Here is a 16,988-nt window from a genome sequence, read left to right on the forward strand (position 1 = left end):
TCTCATATTCTCATATCCTAATGGAGCAAGGTTCTTTTCTTCCAGGTAAATGTTCAATTGCCCGCTCTCAGATGAGCGAACATCCATAAGTTCAAAATATTCTAAAAGACCTTCAGGTAAGATTAAACGGACAAGGGTTTCGTATGCTGCTGACAAGGGTATTCGTATTTGTTATTCCTGTCGCAAAACAAATACTTTTTTTATTCCCCCACAAGAATTCCGCTTGATCCGCGGTTACCGGCTGCGCCCGCAATAATATGTTTTTAAACCAACAAAGCCCCGGCTATTGCCAGGGCTTTGTAAGTATAAATTAATGTTGGGAAAAGGGAAATTAGAATTTACCTAATTCCTGAACAAGGTCGATCAGTTTGTTTGAGTAACCCCACTCGTTATCGTACCATGATACCACTTTAACAAAGTTATCATTAAGGCCGATACCTGCTTTTGCATCAAAAATTGATGTACGTGCATCGCCTTTAAAGTCTTCAGATACTACTTCGTCTTCGGTGTAGCCTAAAATGCCTTTTAATTCGCCTTCAGATGCTGCTTTCATAGCTGCTTTGATGGCTTCGTATGAAGCACCTTTTTTCAAACGTACGGTTAAATCAACAACAGATACGTCGGCAACTGGTACGCGTAATGACATACCGGTTAATTTACCTTTTAATTGAGGTAACACCAAACCAACTGCTTTAGCAGCACCGGTTGATGAAGGGATGATGTTTTGGTAAGCACCACGGCCACCTCTCCAGTCTTTAGCACTTGGGCCATCAACTGTTTTCTGAGTAGCTGTAACAGCGTGTACAGTGGTCATTAAGCCTTCTTCGATACCAAAGTTATCATCCAATACTTTAGCAATAGGTGCTAAACAGTTGGTAGTACATGAAGCGTTTGAAACGATGTTTTGATCGGCTTTCAGTTGTTTATGGTTAACACCCATTACAAAGGTAGGGGTATCATCTTTTGCGGGTGCGCTCATTACTACTTTTTTAGCACCTGCATCAATATGTTTTTGAGCAGTTTCCTGTGTTAAAAACAAGCCTGTTGATTCGATGATCACTTCAGCGCCTATTTCGCCCCATTTAAGGTTAGCAGGATCTTTTTCGGCAGTAACACGGATGGTTTTACCGTTTACAACCAAATGACCGCCTTCAACAGCAATAGTGCCTTTGAATGGTCCGTGAGTTGAATCGTATTTTAACATGTAAGCCATGTAATCTGGCTCAACCAGGTCATTAATACCAACAACTTCAATGTCGGATCTTTCAATTGCGGCCCTGAATGCCAGGCGGCCAATACGGCCGAAACCGTTAATTCCTATTTTCATGATTTTTTAATTTTTATTTGAATAGTAGGTTAATAAATTATTTATGGGTTCTTTTATAATGTTGGTTATCTGCAAATTGGCTTCGGCAGCGCTTTCATATAAAAGTTCCTGAAAATTGGCAGCAACCGTACCCACAAAATGAATGGAGGACTCGGGATGTTGCTGATGTAAAGGTACTAAATATGTAGAAATTAGGCTGCTAAATCCTTTTTTTATGACGCTTTGAAGATGATGATCGGTACGGTTTTCCAGGTAAAAATCGGCAAACGAACTCAGGAATAAAGCCGGTTGTTTTTGGCGGTAAACCTTCTCTAAAAGCGTTTTGCGGTCGGCATCGTATTTATGTATAAACTTTTTGCGGATGCCTGCCGGCAGGGTTTCGTTCATGAAACCTTTAATAAGCTGCCTGCCCAGCCAGTTGCTGCTACCCTCATCGGCCAGTATATAGCCCAGGCCGTAATTGTTGGGGGCAACTTTTTTACCATCGTAATAAGCCGCGTTTGAGCCGCTGCCGCAAATGCTTACAATACCGGGCGAGTTTTTACAGCAGGCAATAGCCGCTGCGGTGATATCATGATCAACCGTTACCTTACCGAACTTAAAAAATGCCGATAGAGCGTTGTACACCACTGCCTTACGTTCGTCTGACGATGCACCGGCGCCAAAAAAGTAAATGCGTTTTATCTCTTCGGCGTGGTGAATAAGGTTGATGTTTTTATTGAGGAGCTGCAGTATATGCTTTTCGTCGTTAAAGTAGGGGTTGATGCCATTAGTTTTAAAGGAAGCAATAGTTCTTCCTTTATCGGCCAGGCGCCAATGTGCAAAATACGAACCGCTATAAACTACTGCAATCATTAATTATATTGATAATATATCAACCATTTGTAAAAGGTCTGCTTCCAGCTTAAACTCATGGTGGTTAAGCGCTTCTTCTAAACTGGTTAGCAAAATGTGATTGGCCTGCAAACCTACCATTTTTTGCGTTTCGCCGGCTATCAAAGCGTTAACTGCTGCAAAGCCCAAACGGCTACCCAAAATCCTGTCGAAACTGGATGGGCTGCCCCCTCTTTGCAAGTGGCCTAATATAGTTACTTTAATGTCGTAGTTTTTAACTTCTTTTTGTACCGCTTTTGCCACGTCATACACGCCGCCGTTCTTATCGCCTTCGGCCACAATAACAATGCTTGATGACTTTTTATTCATGTGACCGGTTTTGAGGTTCTCGATCAAATCCTCTATAGCCGTTTGTTTTTCGGGCAGCAAAATGGCCTCGGCGCCACATGAAATGCCTGCACGCAGGGCAATAGCACCCGAATCGCGACCCATTACTTCGATGAAGAAAAGGCGGTCATGCGCATCGGCCGTATCGCGAATTTTGTCGATAGCTTCAATAACGGTATTGGTAGCGGTATCAAAACCCAGCGTATACGTTGAGCCGCACAGGTCGTTATCAATAGTACCGGGAACACCCATTACGGCAATATCAGGGTATTTTTTTGAAAAACGCAGGGCGCCGGTAAAGGTGCCATCGCCGCCAATTACTACCAGGGCATCAATGCCGTGTTCTTTTAAATGCTTGTAAGCAGTGGCCATGCCTTCATCTTCTTTAAATGGCAGGCAGCGGGCGGTTTTTAAAATGGTGCCCCCTAAATTCAGTATGTTACTTACCGACCGCTTGTTCATATCGTACATGTCGTTTTCGATAAGTCCTTTATAACCCTGGCGTACACCTACAACCTCAAGGCCATTATATAGTGCTGTACGAACAACGGCGCGGATACAGGGGTTCATGCCCGGTGCATCGCCACCCGAAGTTAAAACAGCAATTTTTKAAATTTTCTGCATTTTTACACTACTAAATTTGTGCTACGAAGATACAGTGTGTAAATTACACCATTAAATTTATTTGTTTTTTTTTAGATTAGAAATTAACGTCATATATTTAAACTGTAAACTAAATCCCGATAACTATTTTGGAACTAATGCTGCCTAAGTTTGATTCCGTATTCTCTATTGATTGCGTGATTTTTGGTTTTGAAGCCGGCGAACTTAAGATTTTACTGATTGAGCGTAACGAAGAACCATATAAAGATTGGTTTGCACTCCCCGGCTATATTGTTGAGCAGGACGAAAGCATTGACGATGCCGCCGAGCGGATATTGTATGAGCTTACCGGCCTGCGCGATTTGCACATGCAGCAATTTCATACCTTTGGCGAGGTGAACAGGCACCCCCAGGGACGTGTAATTACAGTAGCCTACTATGCGCTTATACGCATTAATGGCCAAAAGGAGCTACGCCCGGTAACCCAGTTTGCCAAAAAAGCCATCTGGCACCCGGTAAACGATTTACCAAAGCTGGCCTTTGACCACAGCGAGATCTTTAATACCGGCTTTAACAAAATACGTCGCAGGCTGCACTATCAGCCTATAGCGTTTGAACTACTGCCCGAGAAATTTACGCTTACCCAGCTACAATCTTTGTACGAAGCAGTACTCAACAAAAAACTGGATAAACGTAACTTCCGCAAAAAAATGCTCAGCTACGGTTTCCTGAAAGAACTGGACGAGAAGCAAAAAGGAGTATCGTATCGTGCCGCCAAACTATACAAGTTTGATAAACGTAAGTACGGGAAGATTTTTCAGGGCGAAATGAGCCTCGGATAGGGAAGAAGAGTCAAGAGATTAGAATCAAGAATTAAGATAGCTGCACCTGGCAGCGTAGTATGAGAAAGCGGGAACTTAGTTTCCGCTTTTTTTGCGTTAATGCAGCACTCATTAAATATAAAAGGGCTGAAAATTTTCATTTTCAACCCTTTTTCTTCAGTCTTGATTCTTGACTCTGCTTACAAAGAGCTCGGCGATAACTCCAAATGGTATTTAACCAGGTTATCTATAGGCGAGCGGATGATGTTGCCTACAACCATCCCGTTTTCGGTAACAACCTCTTCCAATACGTTACGGAAGTTGTAGCCTACAGAGCCTATGCAGTTGAAGGTGTATTTTTGATAATCGGGATAGTGGGTAACCAGGTTACGGAAAAAATCTTCGAACGAGGTACGTACTAAATTGCGTGAGTATTCAATATGCACATTGTTATCGTAAACAAACTTGCTGAAGCTTGCACAAAAACGATTGGCGCGTGGCTGGGTATAAACCTGCTCGTTAATATCATCGGGCGTAAGTTTAAAAGTTTCCCAGAACAGGTTGCGCACAGGCTCGGGCATGTAACCGCGTAAATAATCGGTTAATAGTTTTTTGCCGATGTAGCATCCGCTGCCTTCATCGCCCAGGATATAAGCGCCCGAATCAATGTTTTGTACCACATCTTTACCATCGTAAATACAGGTATTGGTACCCGTACCCAAAATAGCCGCAAAACCTTCGGTATTGCCTAACAGGGCACGTGCCGCCGCAAGTAAATCATGACCAATGTTCACCTTTGATTTGGTGAAAACCGCTTCCATAGCAACCTTTACAAGGTTACGCATATCATCTGTTGAGCAACCTGCACCGTAGTAATTAACTTCGGTTATCTCGTTTTTATCAAGGTCGGTAGGCAAACTCTCGTTTAACGATTGGATGATGTACTCGGTACTTGAAAAATAGGGGTTATATCCCTCAGTGTTGAAATACACTTTTTTACCTTCTTCGGTAACCAGACACCAGTTTGTTTTAGTTGAGCCACCGTCAGCAATTATGATCATAAATAAAGTTTTATTAGAAAAATTGGGTTAAAAGTATGATTAACTTATTGTAAAAAAAACACTTTGTAACCTAAATCATAAAAATTGCCATTTTCACGCCAATTACACTTTCTTTTTACACAAAATCTAACGTTAATGGTCTAAAGTATCATTATTAATAACACATTTTAACTACGCCCGGTATTATAATAAATGTAAAATTAACATGTAATTGAGGTTTAGGCCATTACGGTTAGTTTTTTTTGCAATTGTACGTAATGTTAAATTATTTAACAACCCCTAATAAAAATACTTGCATATAATTACACTAAGGCAATTTGTACTACATAAATGATAGTGAGTTTTTTGAAGGGATATGGACAGCTTTTATTGCCGGATAATGCTGCTTTAACCAGCCCGCCATAAACTCCGATCCCGGTTCTTCGCTGGCTATATGGCCCAGTACTATCAGGGCCAGGTTATCGCCTTTAGCCTGCGCGTCACGAACATATTCGGCAGTTTCCCATTCCTGTATTTCGCCAACTATTAATACATCGGGTTTTACTTTGCCGGTTTCGGTTATGTGCCGTCGGCCGCCTGCCGCGCCTGGTATAAATAATACCTTCTGGCAGCTTTGCGCGGGGTTGCCAATGTAGCGCACTTTGTTAATGGTTAGTTTGTTTTTAAGATAATCAATTAGCGCAGCTAAGTTGGTGGGCGGCAGCATCAGTACATTCCCCAAATCGGGCCGGTAATAGGCACCCCAGTTTAGCTGGGTTAACACGCCCAGGCCTACACCATCGGGTTTAAGGCTGTGGATGTAATCGTGGTTGCGCCACACGGCAATGTTGTTGTCTTTAAGCAGTTTGGCCTTGTATTGGTAAACATCGTCATTAGCCAGCCAGTCGGTTTCATCGGCATGGTTATAAAAAGTAGGCTCGTGGGCTATAATGAAATTGGCGTTTAACGCGATGGCTTGTTTTATCACATCAATGGTGGCAAACATGGTAGTAATAATGCCCGTAACTTTAATATCCAAACTGCCCGATTTTAACGTATCAACTGTTTTGGGGAACGGAGCCCCGGGAATCTGGCTGATAAATTTATCGATGATCTGCCCAACGGTAATATCCTTTTTAATATCAAAAAAACCGGCAGCACTGCCAACAAATGGTGTGCTTAGCAATGCCGAAGCTACTGCAACTTTGCCAACGTTGAAAATAAATTTACGGCGGCTATGGTCCTCATTTAAAGGGAAAAATTCTTTTGTTGTATTCATGATGGTATTGCTGGGATTGATCAAATATAGATAATAGGGGTTGAAATGAGTAGCGTATTTGATTTACATTTAAAGATTCATGTTATCTTCGTGAAAGAAACACCAATGAACAGGAATGCAATCGAAATACTGCCTGGTTGGATATTAACTTATGATGAGGTGTCTAATAGCGTTTTTAGATTTGTAGCCACAGATGGATCAGGAAGACAGGTAGGAACGACAGATGCTGATTTTGAACGCGGACTTAATACCTGCAGGGAATATGCACTCGATATTGAAAAACAAATTAAGGCATAATTAAACCCCATGCCCTTTACCTTCGCCCACCCAGCCATAATTTTAACCTTAAAACATCTGCCTAAACGCTGCTACTCCTTAACCGGTTTAATAGCCGGTAGCATGACGCCCGATTTTGAATATTTTATCAGGATGCAGGTAAAAAGTAATTACAGTCATACTTTACCCGGTTTGTTTTGGTTTGATGTGCCCTTGGGTATGGTGCTTAGTTACGTTTACCTGTTGCTGGTAAGGGATGAGTTTATTGATAACTTGCCCCGGTTCCTTAACAGCCGCTTTGCGAAGTATCAACACCTGCCTTTAAATATTTCGTTATTATCTGTCGCCGTCGTGGTGTGTTCGGTTTTTATTGGGTCGGCCTCGCATCTTTTTTGGGATGGCTTTACTCATCCTCATGGATATTTTGTGCAATATTTTCCGGCACTTGCAACAACGATAAGTCTTGGGACGCATCGGGTGTTTATTTATAAAATACTACAGCACAGCAGTACACTCATTGGGTTTGCCGCCATCGCTGCAGTTATTATGCCGATGCCTAAAAAGCGAGTTGTCAGAACACATCCAATCGCTAAATATTGGGCAATAGTAGTGCTAACTATGGCATTAATAACCGTCGCAAGATTATCAACGGGCCTTAAATTACATCAAATTGGGAATTTATTGGTAACTGCTATTGCGGGAGGGTTAATCGGGTTAATCGTTGCTTCGCTTAATTTAATTAAAAATAACAAAGTTAACGGAAGGTAACATTTCTGTTAATTTTATAATCGCGGTGTCCTAATTTCAATCCGGTGTTGCAAAATAAACTTATGTGCCCTATATTTGCCACCTCATAAGGTAAGTGTTTCTACACTTATTAATTGTGATAAGGTTTAGGTTTAAAGCCCCAAGCAGCGAGTGCGAGGGGCTTTTATTTTGGCTGTTAAATAATTAATAACCACAGGCAAAAAAAAATTATAACCTTTACAATCTATTTGCGTAATAACAATAAAATACTAATTAAGATGGACTTTGTTATTACCTTTGGAGCAATATTGCTCTCGCTTTGTTTATTGTTGATAGTAGGAATTCTATTCTTTGGCAGTTTAAAATACATTAAAAAGCAATACTATCCCAACTGGAAATTTCCCGATGATGTAAACGCACGATTTACCGAATACCTATACAAAAGGATCGTAAAAAGAACAGTTCGTTAATCAAATCACAAATTTGTGGTTGATAATTCAGCATAATTTTGCATATTTGCACCGCGAAAAACACGATGGCATGATACCTTGCCACAAAGTCGTTGATTTTACCGATGGTCCTATAGCTCAGCTGGATAGAGCAACAGATTTCTAATCTGTAGGTCTTTGGTTCGAATCCAAATGGGATCACAGTATAAAAGCAGGCCGAATTGGCTTGCTTTTTTTATATAGACCAAAACCGAATCCTATGCCCTCGTTTTTTGTTAAGTACCGAAAAATCTCCCTCGCTGCAAGTATCTATATGTTTTTGTACTTCCTGTATGAGGTCTATGACGGAATTGAAAGTATAACTTCAACCGACAAAACCTATAAGGCTGAAGGCATTGGGACATTAATTAACGCTTGTTTTTGTTTATTTGTAGCAGCGGCAATTTTTATTTCCGTTCGGAAAGCGAACAAAAAGGTTAAGGAAGAAAACCCTGCGGTTAATTAAAAAAGGCGGTCTCACTTTTGTTTTGCCTTGTTTTGCTCGCAAAAACGATCTGCCCCCCCCCCTTTTACCCCACATGTAAAATGAATCTGGGAGTGAAGTGCTTTTACACCTATTTTTATCGTTATGAATACCATCTTAACCAGTGGCCAACAAAAGCTTGTCGATTTTATGAGCGATATATCCGAAAAGGCGTATTGCGCAGGTTGGATGATGAATTTGGAATATGTTTTATGGGGTGCCCTGATGAACGGAGAGCGGCTATATGGACTTTACTTTATAACACAGGCCAATATTGATGAGCTTACCCGTTTAGCAAAACAAAGCAATTGTTGGATTTATTTTGATAACAATACCGAAGAAACAGCAATATCATTTGAACAATGGTCCCGAATTTTTAACGATAATGTTTGCGCAAATCCAAAGCTAATAAAGCGATAGCATCTGTTTTATTGTTTTAAGTATTATACCTTGGGTTCTGTGTATTTAATGTCGCTATTTATATTATTCCGGCAGTTTTCATAATTCAACAACCTAAATCAAAATTTATCGTAGAAGCCTGTAGTTAAAAACCCCTACGTTAAATCTATTTTAAAGAATGATGAATAAGCCTAATACTGCTGTCCTGGTCATTGATGATGAGGAATTAGTTCGGGATAATATTGAAGATATATTGATGCCCAATTATAATGATGAAGAGCAGGAAAATATCGATCAGGCATTTAATATTCTTTTTGACGTTCCGAAGCCCTTATTAGGAACCCGTACCCGGGGCCTGCCGGAGTTTACTGTTGCCAAAGCACCCAACGGGATGGAAGGCGTTAAGCTGGTAAAAAAAGCCGTTGAAAACGGTACGCCATATGCCGTTATATTTTTGGATATGCGTATGCCGGGATGGAGTGGCCTGGAAACTGCCATGGAGATCCGGAAATATGATGTAAAGGCCGAAATTATTTTCATTACCGCTTTTAGCGACCGATCTATTGATGAAATTGTTGAACAGGCTGGGCAAAACGTAGGATATCATTGCAAACCTTACGCGCCCGAAGAAATTATTCAGCTGKCTACAAAAGCCGTAACCGATTATAATAAACTCAGGAATCTTGAAAAACTGATAGAATCTATTTCTTCTATCGGCTTAAACAAGATGCAGCTGACATCATTGTTGAAGAACATTCTTGACCAGTTGGCAGGCTCGTTAGACACCGACCTGGCCCTGATAGGCAAACTGGATGATGATTTTGCTTACGAAAAAATAATTTCGATAGGTGCTATAGAAGAGAAAATAAACCTGCAGGAGCTAATTGCACGGGTAAAAAGCATAGATATAGAAAAGGACGAGGTAATACAGGTAGATGAGCTTGTTTTGGCCCGCCTGGATACTTATTCGGTATTTGCGGTTCTTAAAAAACAGGAAAGGCTTAAAACCGAAAAAATGTATATGCTAAAACTTTTTGTGCAAAATGCCGCCCAGGCTATCAGAAATGCCGAGTTAAATGAAAAGCTGATACAAAAAGAAAAATTATCGGCCGTAGGGCAGGTAATTGGCATGGTGATGCATGACCTGCGCACGCCTATTAAAAATATAAAATTGATGACAGAGATGATGCGTGAGGATGGCCTTGAAAGCGACCTGATTGATTTGATTGATAAATCGGCCGAACAGGCATCATTAATATTTGATGATTTTTTAGATTTTATAAAAAACACCCCTGTTAAAAAAATACCTGTTAACATAAATAAAATTTCATGGGACGCGGTAAAGCAGGTAGAGATAAGGGATGGTGCAGCTGATATTATTATAAATGTTAATGTACCAGACCCCTTATTTGTAGATGGTGACGAGAGTAAATTGCGCAGAACGTTAAGTAACCTGGTAAACAACGCTGTGGATGCGCTTCATGATCATAAAACTCCTAACGCCACGCTCAATATCAGTGCAGAAATGCAGGATGGTGCGGTGATTATACGTGTAGCGGATAATGGCCCCGGTATCCCCGATGAAATAGCGGGTACCCTTTTTGAGCCATTTGTTACCCGGCAAAAGAAAAACGGAACCGGCTTGGGCCTTGCCATTGTAAAGCAGTTTATAACTGCGCACGGCGGCAATATTACCGTGAAAAACGATCAGGGTGCCACGTTTTCGATAAGCTTGCCATTATAGTACCATAACAATATATTAAGATGATTGATATTGCATTGAACGATAGCCAGCCGGTTGTTAATGCTTCCAATTCGCCGGAAGTTATTGAAGAGCTTACAAAAACAATTGAAACCTACCGGGAGTTGATGTTGGCATCTGATATAGGCGCCTGGGAATATTTTACCGAAACGGGTTTTCTGAATTGTAATGAAGAGTACTTTTTATTGTTGGGCAGGTCAATTAATGAATTTGATACTAAGGGCAAAGGTAATTTAAATGAGACCTGGACTAATCTGCTTCATCCTGAAGACAGGGAAAAAGCAACTGCCCGGTTTGAAGAATATTTAAATAATCCAACCGAAAAAATATACGAGAATTTTTTCAGGATGGCCCATGCCGATGGTAGTTGGGTGTGGATCTGGTCGCGCGGCCGCTATGTAAATAATAGGCAAGGGAGTAGCGCAAAACGGGTAATAGGAACCCATACCGATGTAACGGCATCAAAAAAAGTAGAGGAACAATTGCAGCTTGAAAAAATACTGCTGCGAACACTTATTGATAATTTGCCCGACACTATTTATATAAAAGATGCTAACGGCCGAAAGATAATAGCCAATGTTGCCGATGTAGCAACCATTGGTGCAAAATCAGAAGCTGATGTAATTGGCAAAACCGATCTTGAGCTATTTAATAATGATATTGGGTTACGCGGTTATCATGATGATTTAAATGTGATTCAGGAGGGTAAAGCGATCGTAAACAAAGAAGAATTATTTTTTGACACGGAAGGCAATAAACACTGGCTGCTGACATCAAAAGTACCCGTACGTAATGAAATGGGGCAGGTTGAACGTATATTGGGCATTGGGCACAACATTACCGAGCGCAAGAAAAATGAAGAAGCCTTGAATAAGCTTAACGAGGAACTAAACCTTCAATCGGAAGAGCTGCGCAGCCAGGCTGCAGATTTAAAACTTGCAAACGCGCAGCTGATATCACAAAAGGAGCAGGAGTTAGAAAAAGCGATAGCCCAGGGTAAATTTGAAATTGCATCAGAAGTATTACATGATATTGGCAATGCGCTGGTGGGTTTTGGATCGTACCTTAACCGGATTAACCGGGTGATGGAGCGGTATAATATCGATACCATTAAAAACCTGGCTTTATTTATAAAAGGGCAGCAAAGCGCACTTGAACAGGCAATTGGCGCCGATAAAGCAAAGGCCCTGGTATCCCTTACAGATAGTATCCACAAATCACAGGCCGAAAACAAAAGTGAGATTTCAACGGCGGTTACCGAGCTGTTGAATATCCTTTCCCACATCCAGGATATTTTAAGTATCCAACGCCAGTTTGTTAAAGGGCATGGTGGCTCGCAAGACCGTAAAATGGTAAACCTGTTAAATATTATTGACGATTGTAAGGCAATGCTTTTGGCATCTGCCGATAAAAAAGGCATCCAGTTAAAGGTAGCAATTGCGCCGGGCGAATATGTTTTAAAAGGCGACCATACCAAATTAATGCAGGTTATTTTAAACGTGCTGAAAAACAGCATTGAAGCTATTGACCTTGAAAAGATCGAAAAAACAATCGAGATCAATTTAAGCGCCGCTAATGACTTTTTCGAACTCAGGATGGCCGACAATGGTAAAGGTTTTGATGCCGAAACAGGGAGTAAATTTTTCAAAAGAGGGTTTACAACCAAAGAAAGCGGAACCGGACTGGGCTTATATAATTGTAAATCGATTATTGATAGTCACGATGGCTCATTTCAAATACAAAGCGATGGCCCCAACCTTGGTGCAGTTACAACAATAAAACTGCCTTGCAATAGCGTGGTTATACAGGATAAGGCAGCTTTATAGTGCCACAATAATCATGAACTGATGTTAATTGTATATTGACGGATAGTCTTTAGCCGGAAGTCTTAAGTTCTGAGTCAAAAAAATAAAGCTAACTTTTGACTCAAGACTTAGTACTGTTAACTTACCCTTAATTTAAAAGCTTATTTATAGCCTGTACCAGCTTATCGATGTCAAAAGGCTTGGGGATATAAATATCGTAGTTGAAATTGGCTAATGAAATGGCCTGCCGGTGATAAGCCGAAATAAGTATAACGGGGATATGGTTAGTTTCCCTGGTGCTTTTAAAGCTCAAAACCAGTTGCCAAAGTCCCTTCAATAACCGCATCGCTAATTTGCTTAATCTCCAGCTTTTCAAAAGCAAGCTCGGCATTTATGCCGCCAATTTGTGCATTGGTATTGGTCCTTTCAGCTATTGCGGATACTCTTTTTCCTTTCCATATTTTAAATGAATGATGTCGGCCCAGGTCGTTTTCTTTGTCGTCTTTGATTTCTTCGGGTGCTCCATAAGCTTTTTCAAAAGCTTTATTGATGAATTGACATTGATCGTCAGTTACCATATAAATTTGAATACCTACAACAATGCCATTTTCTTCAATTAAAAAAAGTCCATCGATGTTTTTTTTAAGCTTTATGGCTTTATATTTTACCTGATAATTATGCGGGGCTAATTTATCAGGTGAGCGCAATATAGTTTGATATTTTGCCAGGCTATCCCCCAGCTTAAATTGCAGAAAGCCGTTTTTTATATCCAAATTATCGATGTTCTGCGCGTTGCAAACCACGGGCGCCAGAAATAAAAGAAGGAAAAATAGTTTATTCATACACCATATTGAAGGGGTAATAAATATACTTATTATTTAAAAACATCAAAGTTTCTTAGTTGTATTTTTACTACGTTTAAACATATTTATTTTTTGAATTACCCCTAATTTAAAAGCTTATTTATAGCTTGTACCAGTTTATCGATGTCAAAAGGCTTGGGGATATAAATATCGTAGTTGAAATTGGCCAATGAGATGGCCTGGCGGTGATAAGCCGAAATAAGTATAACGGGGATATGGTTAGTTTCCCTGGTGCTTTTAATGGTTTGGCATATTTTACCACCATTCATACCGGGGAGCATATAGTCGGTTAGCACAAGGTYGGGTTTGTAGGTTTTGATAGACTCAATAATGTCATCAGTATGGGTTAAACCCGTGACCGCAAAATTATTGTAAACCAAAACATTTTCAATTGTACTTAAAATGTCGGTATCATCCTCAATTACCAAAATGCTTTTCAACATGGATAAAGAAGTTTAGTTTCGTTAAATGTTAATATTACGGTGCTGAAGCCTTAGGCAACTTCAAAAATGGCTTCGGCTTTTTGCCTGTTCATTGGTTTAGATATAAAATCAAACACCAAAGGATTCATGCGCGACCGGTTAATATCTTTAATTGATATCGACGAAGATAGAAGATATATTTTACTTTGCTTAAGCGGATCGATATTTAATCGTCTGAATTCCTCCAAAAAATCCCAACCATCCATAACCGGCATCGTCAAGTCTAAAAATATATAATCAGGGAAAAGATGAGGTGCCGTATTGCTGATATGCATTAGTTTGGCAATAGCGCTTGGGGCATCGCTGCAGGCATCAATCCTTGAATTTGACATTACCCTCCTGACCACTTTTTCAAAAATAATATTATCAATCTCGCCGTCATCTATCACCAGGATATTGGAGGCCATGTTTTTTTGATCCATTGAAATTAACCTAATATTTGCGAAAATGTTTACTAAGGAAAAAGTTTCCTTTTGGTTTTAACTGTTTTAATTATAGGGGGAATAAAAACAGGGCTATGCAAAAGCTAATTTAGTTATTTAAGATCAAAATAAAAAAAACAGTTATTGTTAAAATACCCCGTTTTTTAACGGGGTATGCAATAGGTGTTTTAACGGGGTGTACAATACCCGGTGCCATATTTGTGCTGCCCGCTTATATCCTGTTGTTGGTTTTGCAAATACCCGTCTGGGTAAACGCCTAATCGTTTGGCTGCCTGTTTAGGTTTATCCCATCTAAACTATTCTCATTTTCCTTTTTATTTCTTGTGATGTGTGGAGATATCAGTCTTTAATTAAGCTAAGATATGTTAACTAATGTAAGTATAATGAGGAATTAGCTTTATTTGTTTAATAAAATTAGGTAAGACTAATTATTTTTATTTGATTTGTGTTTAAAATAAAAATTGATCTGAATGCAAATAAAAATATTATACCTCTTTTTAATACTCTTAATGCCGTCAATAAACGTTTTGGCCCAGGCTGGGGCTTTAAAAGGCCGCCTAACAACCGGCAGCGAGCCCCTGGCCTATGGTTCCGTTACTATAACAGGTACAACTATAGGTACTACCGCCAACCAAAAAGGTTATTATCAATTACAAAACATAGCTCCTGGTAACTATGAAGTGTCTTTTTCGGCAATTGGGTATCTCCCCGAAAAATTAAGGGTAACTATTACCAAACAACAAACCGTTATTTTAAACAGCAACCTGAAAGAGAGTTATTCGAAACTGAACGAAGTGATTATAACAGGCGTATCGCGGGCTACCGAGCTACGGCGTAACCCGGTGCCTATTGCTGTGATGACAAAAAAGGAGATGAACCTGAATGTGAACAACAATATTATTGATGCCATAGTAAAGGGAGTACCCGGCGTAAGCGCCGTTACCACAGGGCCTAATATCTCTAAGCCTTTTATAAGGGGACTGGGTTATAACCGGGTATTAACTTTATACGATGGCATCAGGCAGGAAGGGCAGCAATGGGGGGACGAACATGGTATCGAGATAGATCAGTATGGCATTGGCAGGGCCGAAGTAATTAAAGGCCCGGCTAGCTTAACCTACGGATCGGATGCCATTGCCGGTGTTATTAACCTCATCCCCGCTATACCTAACGGGGCAGATAGCCTATTGAAAGGCGATTACGTTGCCGATTATCATACCAACAACGGCATGATTGGCACATCAATTGGCCTGGCTTACAAAAATAAAAGCTGGCAATATACCTTTAGGGCTACAGCCAAGGCAGCACATGATTATCGCGATAAAATAGACGGATTGGTCTACAACACAGGTTTCAGGGAGTACAATTTATCGGGTATGGCCCGGGTTGATAAAAAGTGGGGCTACTCCCAAATAGCGGCAACCATGTATGATAACCGTCAGGAAATTCCCGATGGTAGCCGCGATTCGCTTACCCGGCAGTTTACCAAGCAGGTAAACGAACTGGCTGCGGATAATATCAAAAACAGGCCTTTGGTTAGCAGTAATGAATTAAACTCGTATACCATAGCTCCGCTTCATCAGCGCATTCAGCATTACCGCATTTATACCCACAACCAGGTAAAATTGGGCAATGGTAGCCTGGACGCCACGCTTGGCCTACAGCAAAGCATCCGCAGGGAATATAACCACCCAACGTTGGCGCAGCAGGCTGGTTTGTATGTAGTACTTAATACCCTTAATTACGATTTGAAATACAATTTACCCGTATTTGCCGGTATTGAAAGTACTGTGGGTATTAACGGTATGTACCAGGCCAACCGCAGCAAGGCCGCTACCGATTTCCCGATACCCGATTATAACCTGTTTGATGCCGGGGCTTTTATCTTCGGCAAAAAAAGTTTTGGTAAGCTCGATGTTTCGGGAGGCATAAGGTATAATAACCGCCACATCAGCTGGAATGATTTTTATGTTGGGCCTAATGCGGCCAACGGTTTTGAACAGCAGGTTAAACTGCCCGATACGGCGGGTGCTCATCTCCAGTTCCCGGCGTTTAAGCATGTTTACAAAGGTTTTTCGGGCAGTTTGGGACTTACTTACAACATTAACGAAAGGCTGCTGCTTAAAGCCAATGTTGGCAGGGGTTACAGGGCGCCCAACATTACCGAAATTGGCTCCAACGGCCTTGACCCGGGCGCACATATTGTTTACCTGGGCGACAGGAGTTTTAATCCCGAATTTAGCCTGCAGGAAGACCTGGGTATAATTGCTTACCTGAAGGATGCCGACCTTATTGCCGAGTTTTTTAACAACCAGATTGATAATTATATATACCAGGCTAAGCTAACCGATGCCGCCGGCAACCCGGTAATAATTGTTCCGGGTAATAGTACCTATCAATACCAGCAATCAAAGGCCCGGCTTTATGGTGCTGAGTTTACGGTTAACCTGCATCCGCAGAAACTGAAGTGGCTGGCATTTAATAATAGTGTAGCGTATGTTACGGGCATTAATCAAAATCAGCAGCTTATCCAAAAGTCAAACGGGGCGGCAAAGTATCTGCCTTTTATCCCCCCGCTGCACCTACGCAGCGAGGTAAAGATCACCCTGCAGCAAGCTTACGGGGTGTTTTCAAAAATATGGTTTAAAACAGAGGCGGATGCTTATGCCGCTCAAAACCGGTTTTATGCCCTCGATAATACCGAAACAGCCACGCCCGGCTATACGCTTATTAACATTGGTATGGGTACAACAATAAAGCGGAGGTCGGAAAAAACCTTTTGCGAAGTTTTTTTCCAGGTAGATAATTTGTTTGACACGGCCTATCAATCCAACCTGAACAGGCTAAAGTATTTTGAATATTATACGGCTTCGCCTAATGGCCGGCTGGGTATTTATAACATTGGCCGCAATGTGAGTTTCAAGGTGATATTTCCGTTTTGAGGAAAT

At 40.8% G+C, this 16,988-nt stretch carries 16 protein-coding genes and 1 tRNA gene; 8 read left to right on the top strand and 9 right to left on the bottom strand.

All coding sequences use genetic code 11. The features are described from left to right. Window positions 1-331 precede the first annotated feature (331 nt). Genes gap through pfkA form a run of 3 tightly spaced genes read right to left on the bottom strand, consistent with a single transcriptional unit; the run spans window position 332 to window position 3,172 of the window. The gene (gene gap / locus AC1DV1_RS28270) at window positions 332-1,327 is read right to left on the bottom strand and encodes a type I glyceraldehyde-3-phosphate dehydrogenase (protein WP_477367039.1); all 996 of its coding nucleotides are present in this window, start codon (window positions 1,325-1,327) and stop codon (window positions 332-334) included. A gap of 6 nt (window positions 1,328-1,333) precedes the next feature. Beyond that, the gene (locus AC1DV1_RS28275; RefSeq protein WP_147056744.1) at window positions 1,334-2,182 is read right to left on the bottom strand and encodes a hypothetical protein; all 849 of its coding nucleotides are present in this window, start codon (window positions 2,180-2,182) and stop codon (window positions 1,334-1,336) included. Between the two features lie 3 nt (window positions 2,183-2,185). After that, entirely contained in the window at window positions 2,186-3,172 is a 987-nt protein-coding gene (gene pfkA, locus AC1DV1_RS28280; protein WP_477367042.1) for a 6-phosphofructokinase, read from the bottom strand. A 128-nt stretch (window positions 3,173-3,300) separates the two neighbouring features. Between pfkA and AC1DV1_RS28285 the strand changes: the two genes are divergently transcribed. Next, window positions 3,301-3,993, top strand: a complete 693-nt coding sequence (locus AC1DV1_RS28285; RefSeq protein WP_369829634.1) for an NUDIX hydrolase — start codon at window positions 3,301-3,303, stop codon at window positions 3,991-3,993. Window positions 3,994-4,172: 179 nt separating this feature from the next. Here the strand turns inward: AC1DV1_RS28285 and AC1DV1_RS28290 are convergent, their stop codons facing one another. Further along, window positions 4,173-5,033 carry an N-acetylglucosamine kinase gene (locus tag AC1DV1_RS28290; RefSeq protein ID WP_477367045.1) on the bottom strand — a complete coding sequence of 287 codons (861 nt, stop codon included), beginning with the start codon at window positions 5,031-5,033 and terminating at the stop codon, window positions 4,173-4,175. 322 nt (window positions 5,034-5,355) lie between these two features. Further along, window positions 5,356-6,291, bottom strand: coding sequence for a Nif3-like dinuclear metal center hexameric protein (locus AC1DV1_RS28295; RefSeq protein ID WP_477367048.1), 936 nt, complete (start codon window positions 6,289-6,291; stop codon window positions 5,356-5,358). Window positions 6,292-6,336: 45 nt separating this feature from the next. Here AC1DV1_RS28295 and AC1DV1_RS28300 point away from each other — a divergent pair, with 45 nt between their 5' ends. From AC1DV1_RS28300 to AC1DV1_RS28325, 6 genes are all read left to right on the top strand, one after another. Next, a complete protein-coding gene (locus AC1DV1_RS28300; RefSeq protein WP_477367051.1) occupies window positions 6,337-6,588 on the top strand; it encodes a hypothetical protein in 252 nt (83 codons plus the stop codon). Between the two features lie 9 nt (window positions 6,589-6,597). Beyond that, the gene (locus tag AC1DV1_RS28305; RefSeq protein WP_477367054.1) at window positions 6,598-7,335 is read left to right on the top strand and encodes a DUF4184 family protein; all 738 of its coding nucleotides are present in this window, start codon (window positions 6,598-6,600) and stop codon (window positions 7,333-7,335) included. Window positions 7,336-7,890: 555 nt separating this feature from the next. Continuing rightward, window positions 7,891-7,964, top strand: a tRNA-Arg gene (locus AC1DV1_RS28310). Window positions 7,965-8,391: 427 nt separating this feature from the next. After that, window positions 8,392-8,706, top strand: a complete 315-nt coding sequence (locus tag AC1DV1_RS28315) for a hypothetical protein (RefSeq protein WP_477367057.1) — start codon at window positions 8,392-8,394, stop codon at window positions 8,704-8,706. 157 nt (window positions 8,707-8,863) lie between these two features. After that, the gene (locus AC1DV1_RS28320; protein ID WP_477367060.1) at window positions 8,864-10,429 is read left to right on the top strand and encodes an ATP-binding protein; all 1,566 of its coding nucleotides are present in this window, start codon (window positions 8,864-8,866) and stop codon (window positions 10,427-10,429) included. A gap of 20 nt (window positions 10,430-10,449) precedes the next feature. Further along, entirely contained in the window at window positions 10,450-12,273 is a 1,824-nt protein-coding gene (locus tag AC1DV1_RS28325; protein WP_477367063.1) for a PAS domain S-box protein, read from the top strand. A gap of 127 nt (window positions 12,274-12,400) precedes the next feature. Here AC1DV1_RS28325 and AC1DV1_RS28330 read toward each other — a convergent pair whose 3' ends face one another. The 4 genes from AC1DV1_RS28330 to AC1DV1_RS28345 form a co-directional block, all read right to left on the bottom strand. After that, the gene (locus AC1DV1_RS28330; RefSeq protein ID WP_477367066.1) at window positions 12,401-12,565 is read right to left on the bottom strand and encodes a hypothetical protein; all 165 of its coding nucleotides are present in this window, start codon (window positions 12,563-12,565) and stop codon (window positions 12,401-12,403) included. Continuing rightward, a complete protein-coding gene (locus AC1DV1_RS28335) occupies window positions 12,555-13,094 on the bottom strand; it encodes a hypothetical protein (protein ID WP_477367069.1) in 540 nt (179 codons plus the stop codon). The genes AC1DV1_RS28330 and AC1DV1_RS28335 overlap by 11 nt, the downstream gene beginning before the upstream one ends. 104 nt (window positions 13,095-13,198) lie before the next feature. Beyond that, window positions 13,199-13,558 carry a response regulator gene (locus AC1DV1_RS28340; RefSeq protein ID WP_477367072.1) on the bottom strand — a complete coding sequence of 120 codons (360 nt, stop codon included), beginning with the start codon at window positions 13,556-13,558 and terminating at the stop codon, window positions 13,199-13,201. A 50-nt stretch (window positions 13,559-13,608) separates the two neighbouring features. Continuing rightward, window positions 13,609-14,019: a response regulator gene (locus AC1DV1_RS28345; RefSeq protein ID WP_477367075.1), complete on the bottom strand. Its 411-nt coding sequence runs from the start codon at window positions 14,017-14,019 to the stop codon at window positions 13,609-13,611. Between the two features lie 530 nt (window positions 14,020-14,549). Here AC1DV1_RS28345 and AC1DV1_RS28350 point away from each other — a divergent pair. Continuing rightward, complete coding sequence (locus AC1DV1_RS28350) at window positions 14,550-16,982, top strand: TonB-dependent receptor (protein WP_477367078.1); 2,433 nt, start codon at window positions 14,550-14,552, stop codon at window positions 16,980-16,982. Window positions 16,983-16,988 lie beyond the last annotated feature (6 nt).

The organism is Mucilaginibacter sp. P4_D1 (assembly GCF_056401935.1).

Coding starts and splice junctions, on each gene's coding strand:
- AC1DV1_RS28295 (WP_477367048.1), bottom strand. CDS start 6,291: ATGAATACAACAAAAGAATTTTTCCCTTTAAATGAGGACCATAGCCGC.
- AC1DV1_RS28335 (WP_477367069.1), bottom strand. CDS start 13,094: ATGAATAAACTATTTTTCCTTCTTTTATTTCTGGCGCCCGTGGTTTGC.
- AC1DV1_RS28350 (WP_477367078.1), top strand. CDS start 14,550: ATGCCGTCAATAAACGTTTTGGCCCAGGCTGGGGCTTTAAAAGGCCGC.
- AC1DV1_RS28275 (WP_147056744.1), bottom strand. CDS start 2,182: ATGATTGCAGTAGTTTATAGCGGTTCGTATTTTGCACATTGGCGCCTG.
- AC1DV1_RS28305 (WP_477367054.1), top strand. CDS start 6,598: ATGCCCTTTACCTTCGCCCACCCAGCCATAATTTTAACCTTAAAACAT.
- AC1DV1_RS28345 (WP_477367075.1), bottom strand. CDS start 14,019: ATGGATCAAAAAAACATGGCCTCCAATATCCTGGTGATAGATGACGGC.
- AC1DV1_RS28315 (WP_477367057.1), top strand. CDS start 8,392: ATGAATACCATCTTAACCAGTGGCCAACAAAAGCTTGTCGATTTTATG.
- gap (WP_477367039.1), bottom strand. CDS start 1,327: ATGAAAATAGGAATTAACGGTTTCGGCCGTATTGGCCGCCTGGCATTC.
- AC1DV1_RS28290 (WP_477367045.1), bottom strand. CDS start 5,033: ATGATCATAATTGCTGACGGTGGCTCAACTAAAACAAACTGGTGTCTG.
- AC1DV1_RS28325 (WP_477367063.1), top strand. CDS start 10,450: ATGATTGATATTGCATTGAACGATAGCCAGCCGGTTGTTAATGCTTCC.
- AC1DV1_RS28300 (WP_477367051.1), top strand. CDS start 6,337: ATGAGTAGCGTATTTGATTTACATTTAAAGATTCATGTTATCTTCGTG.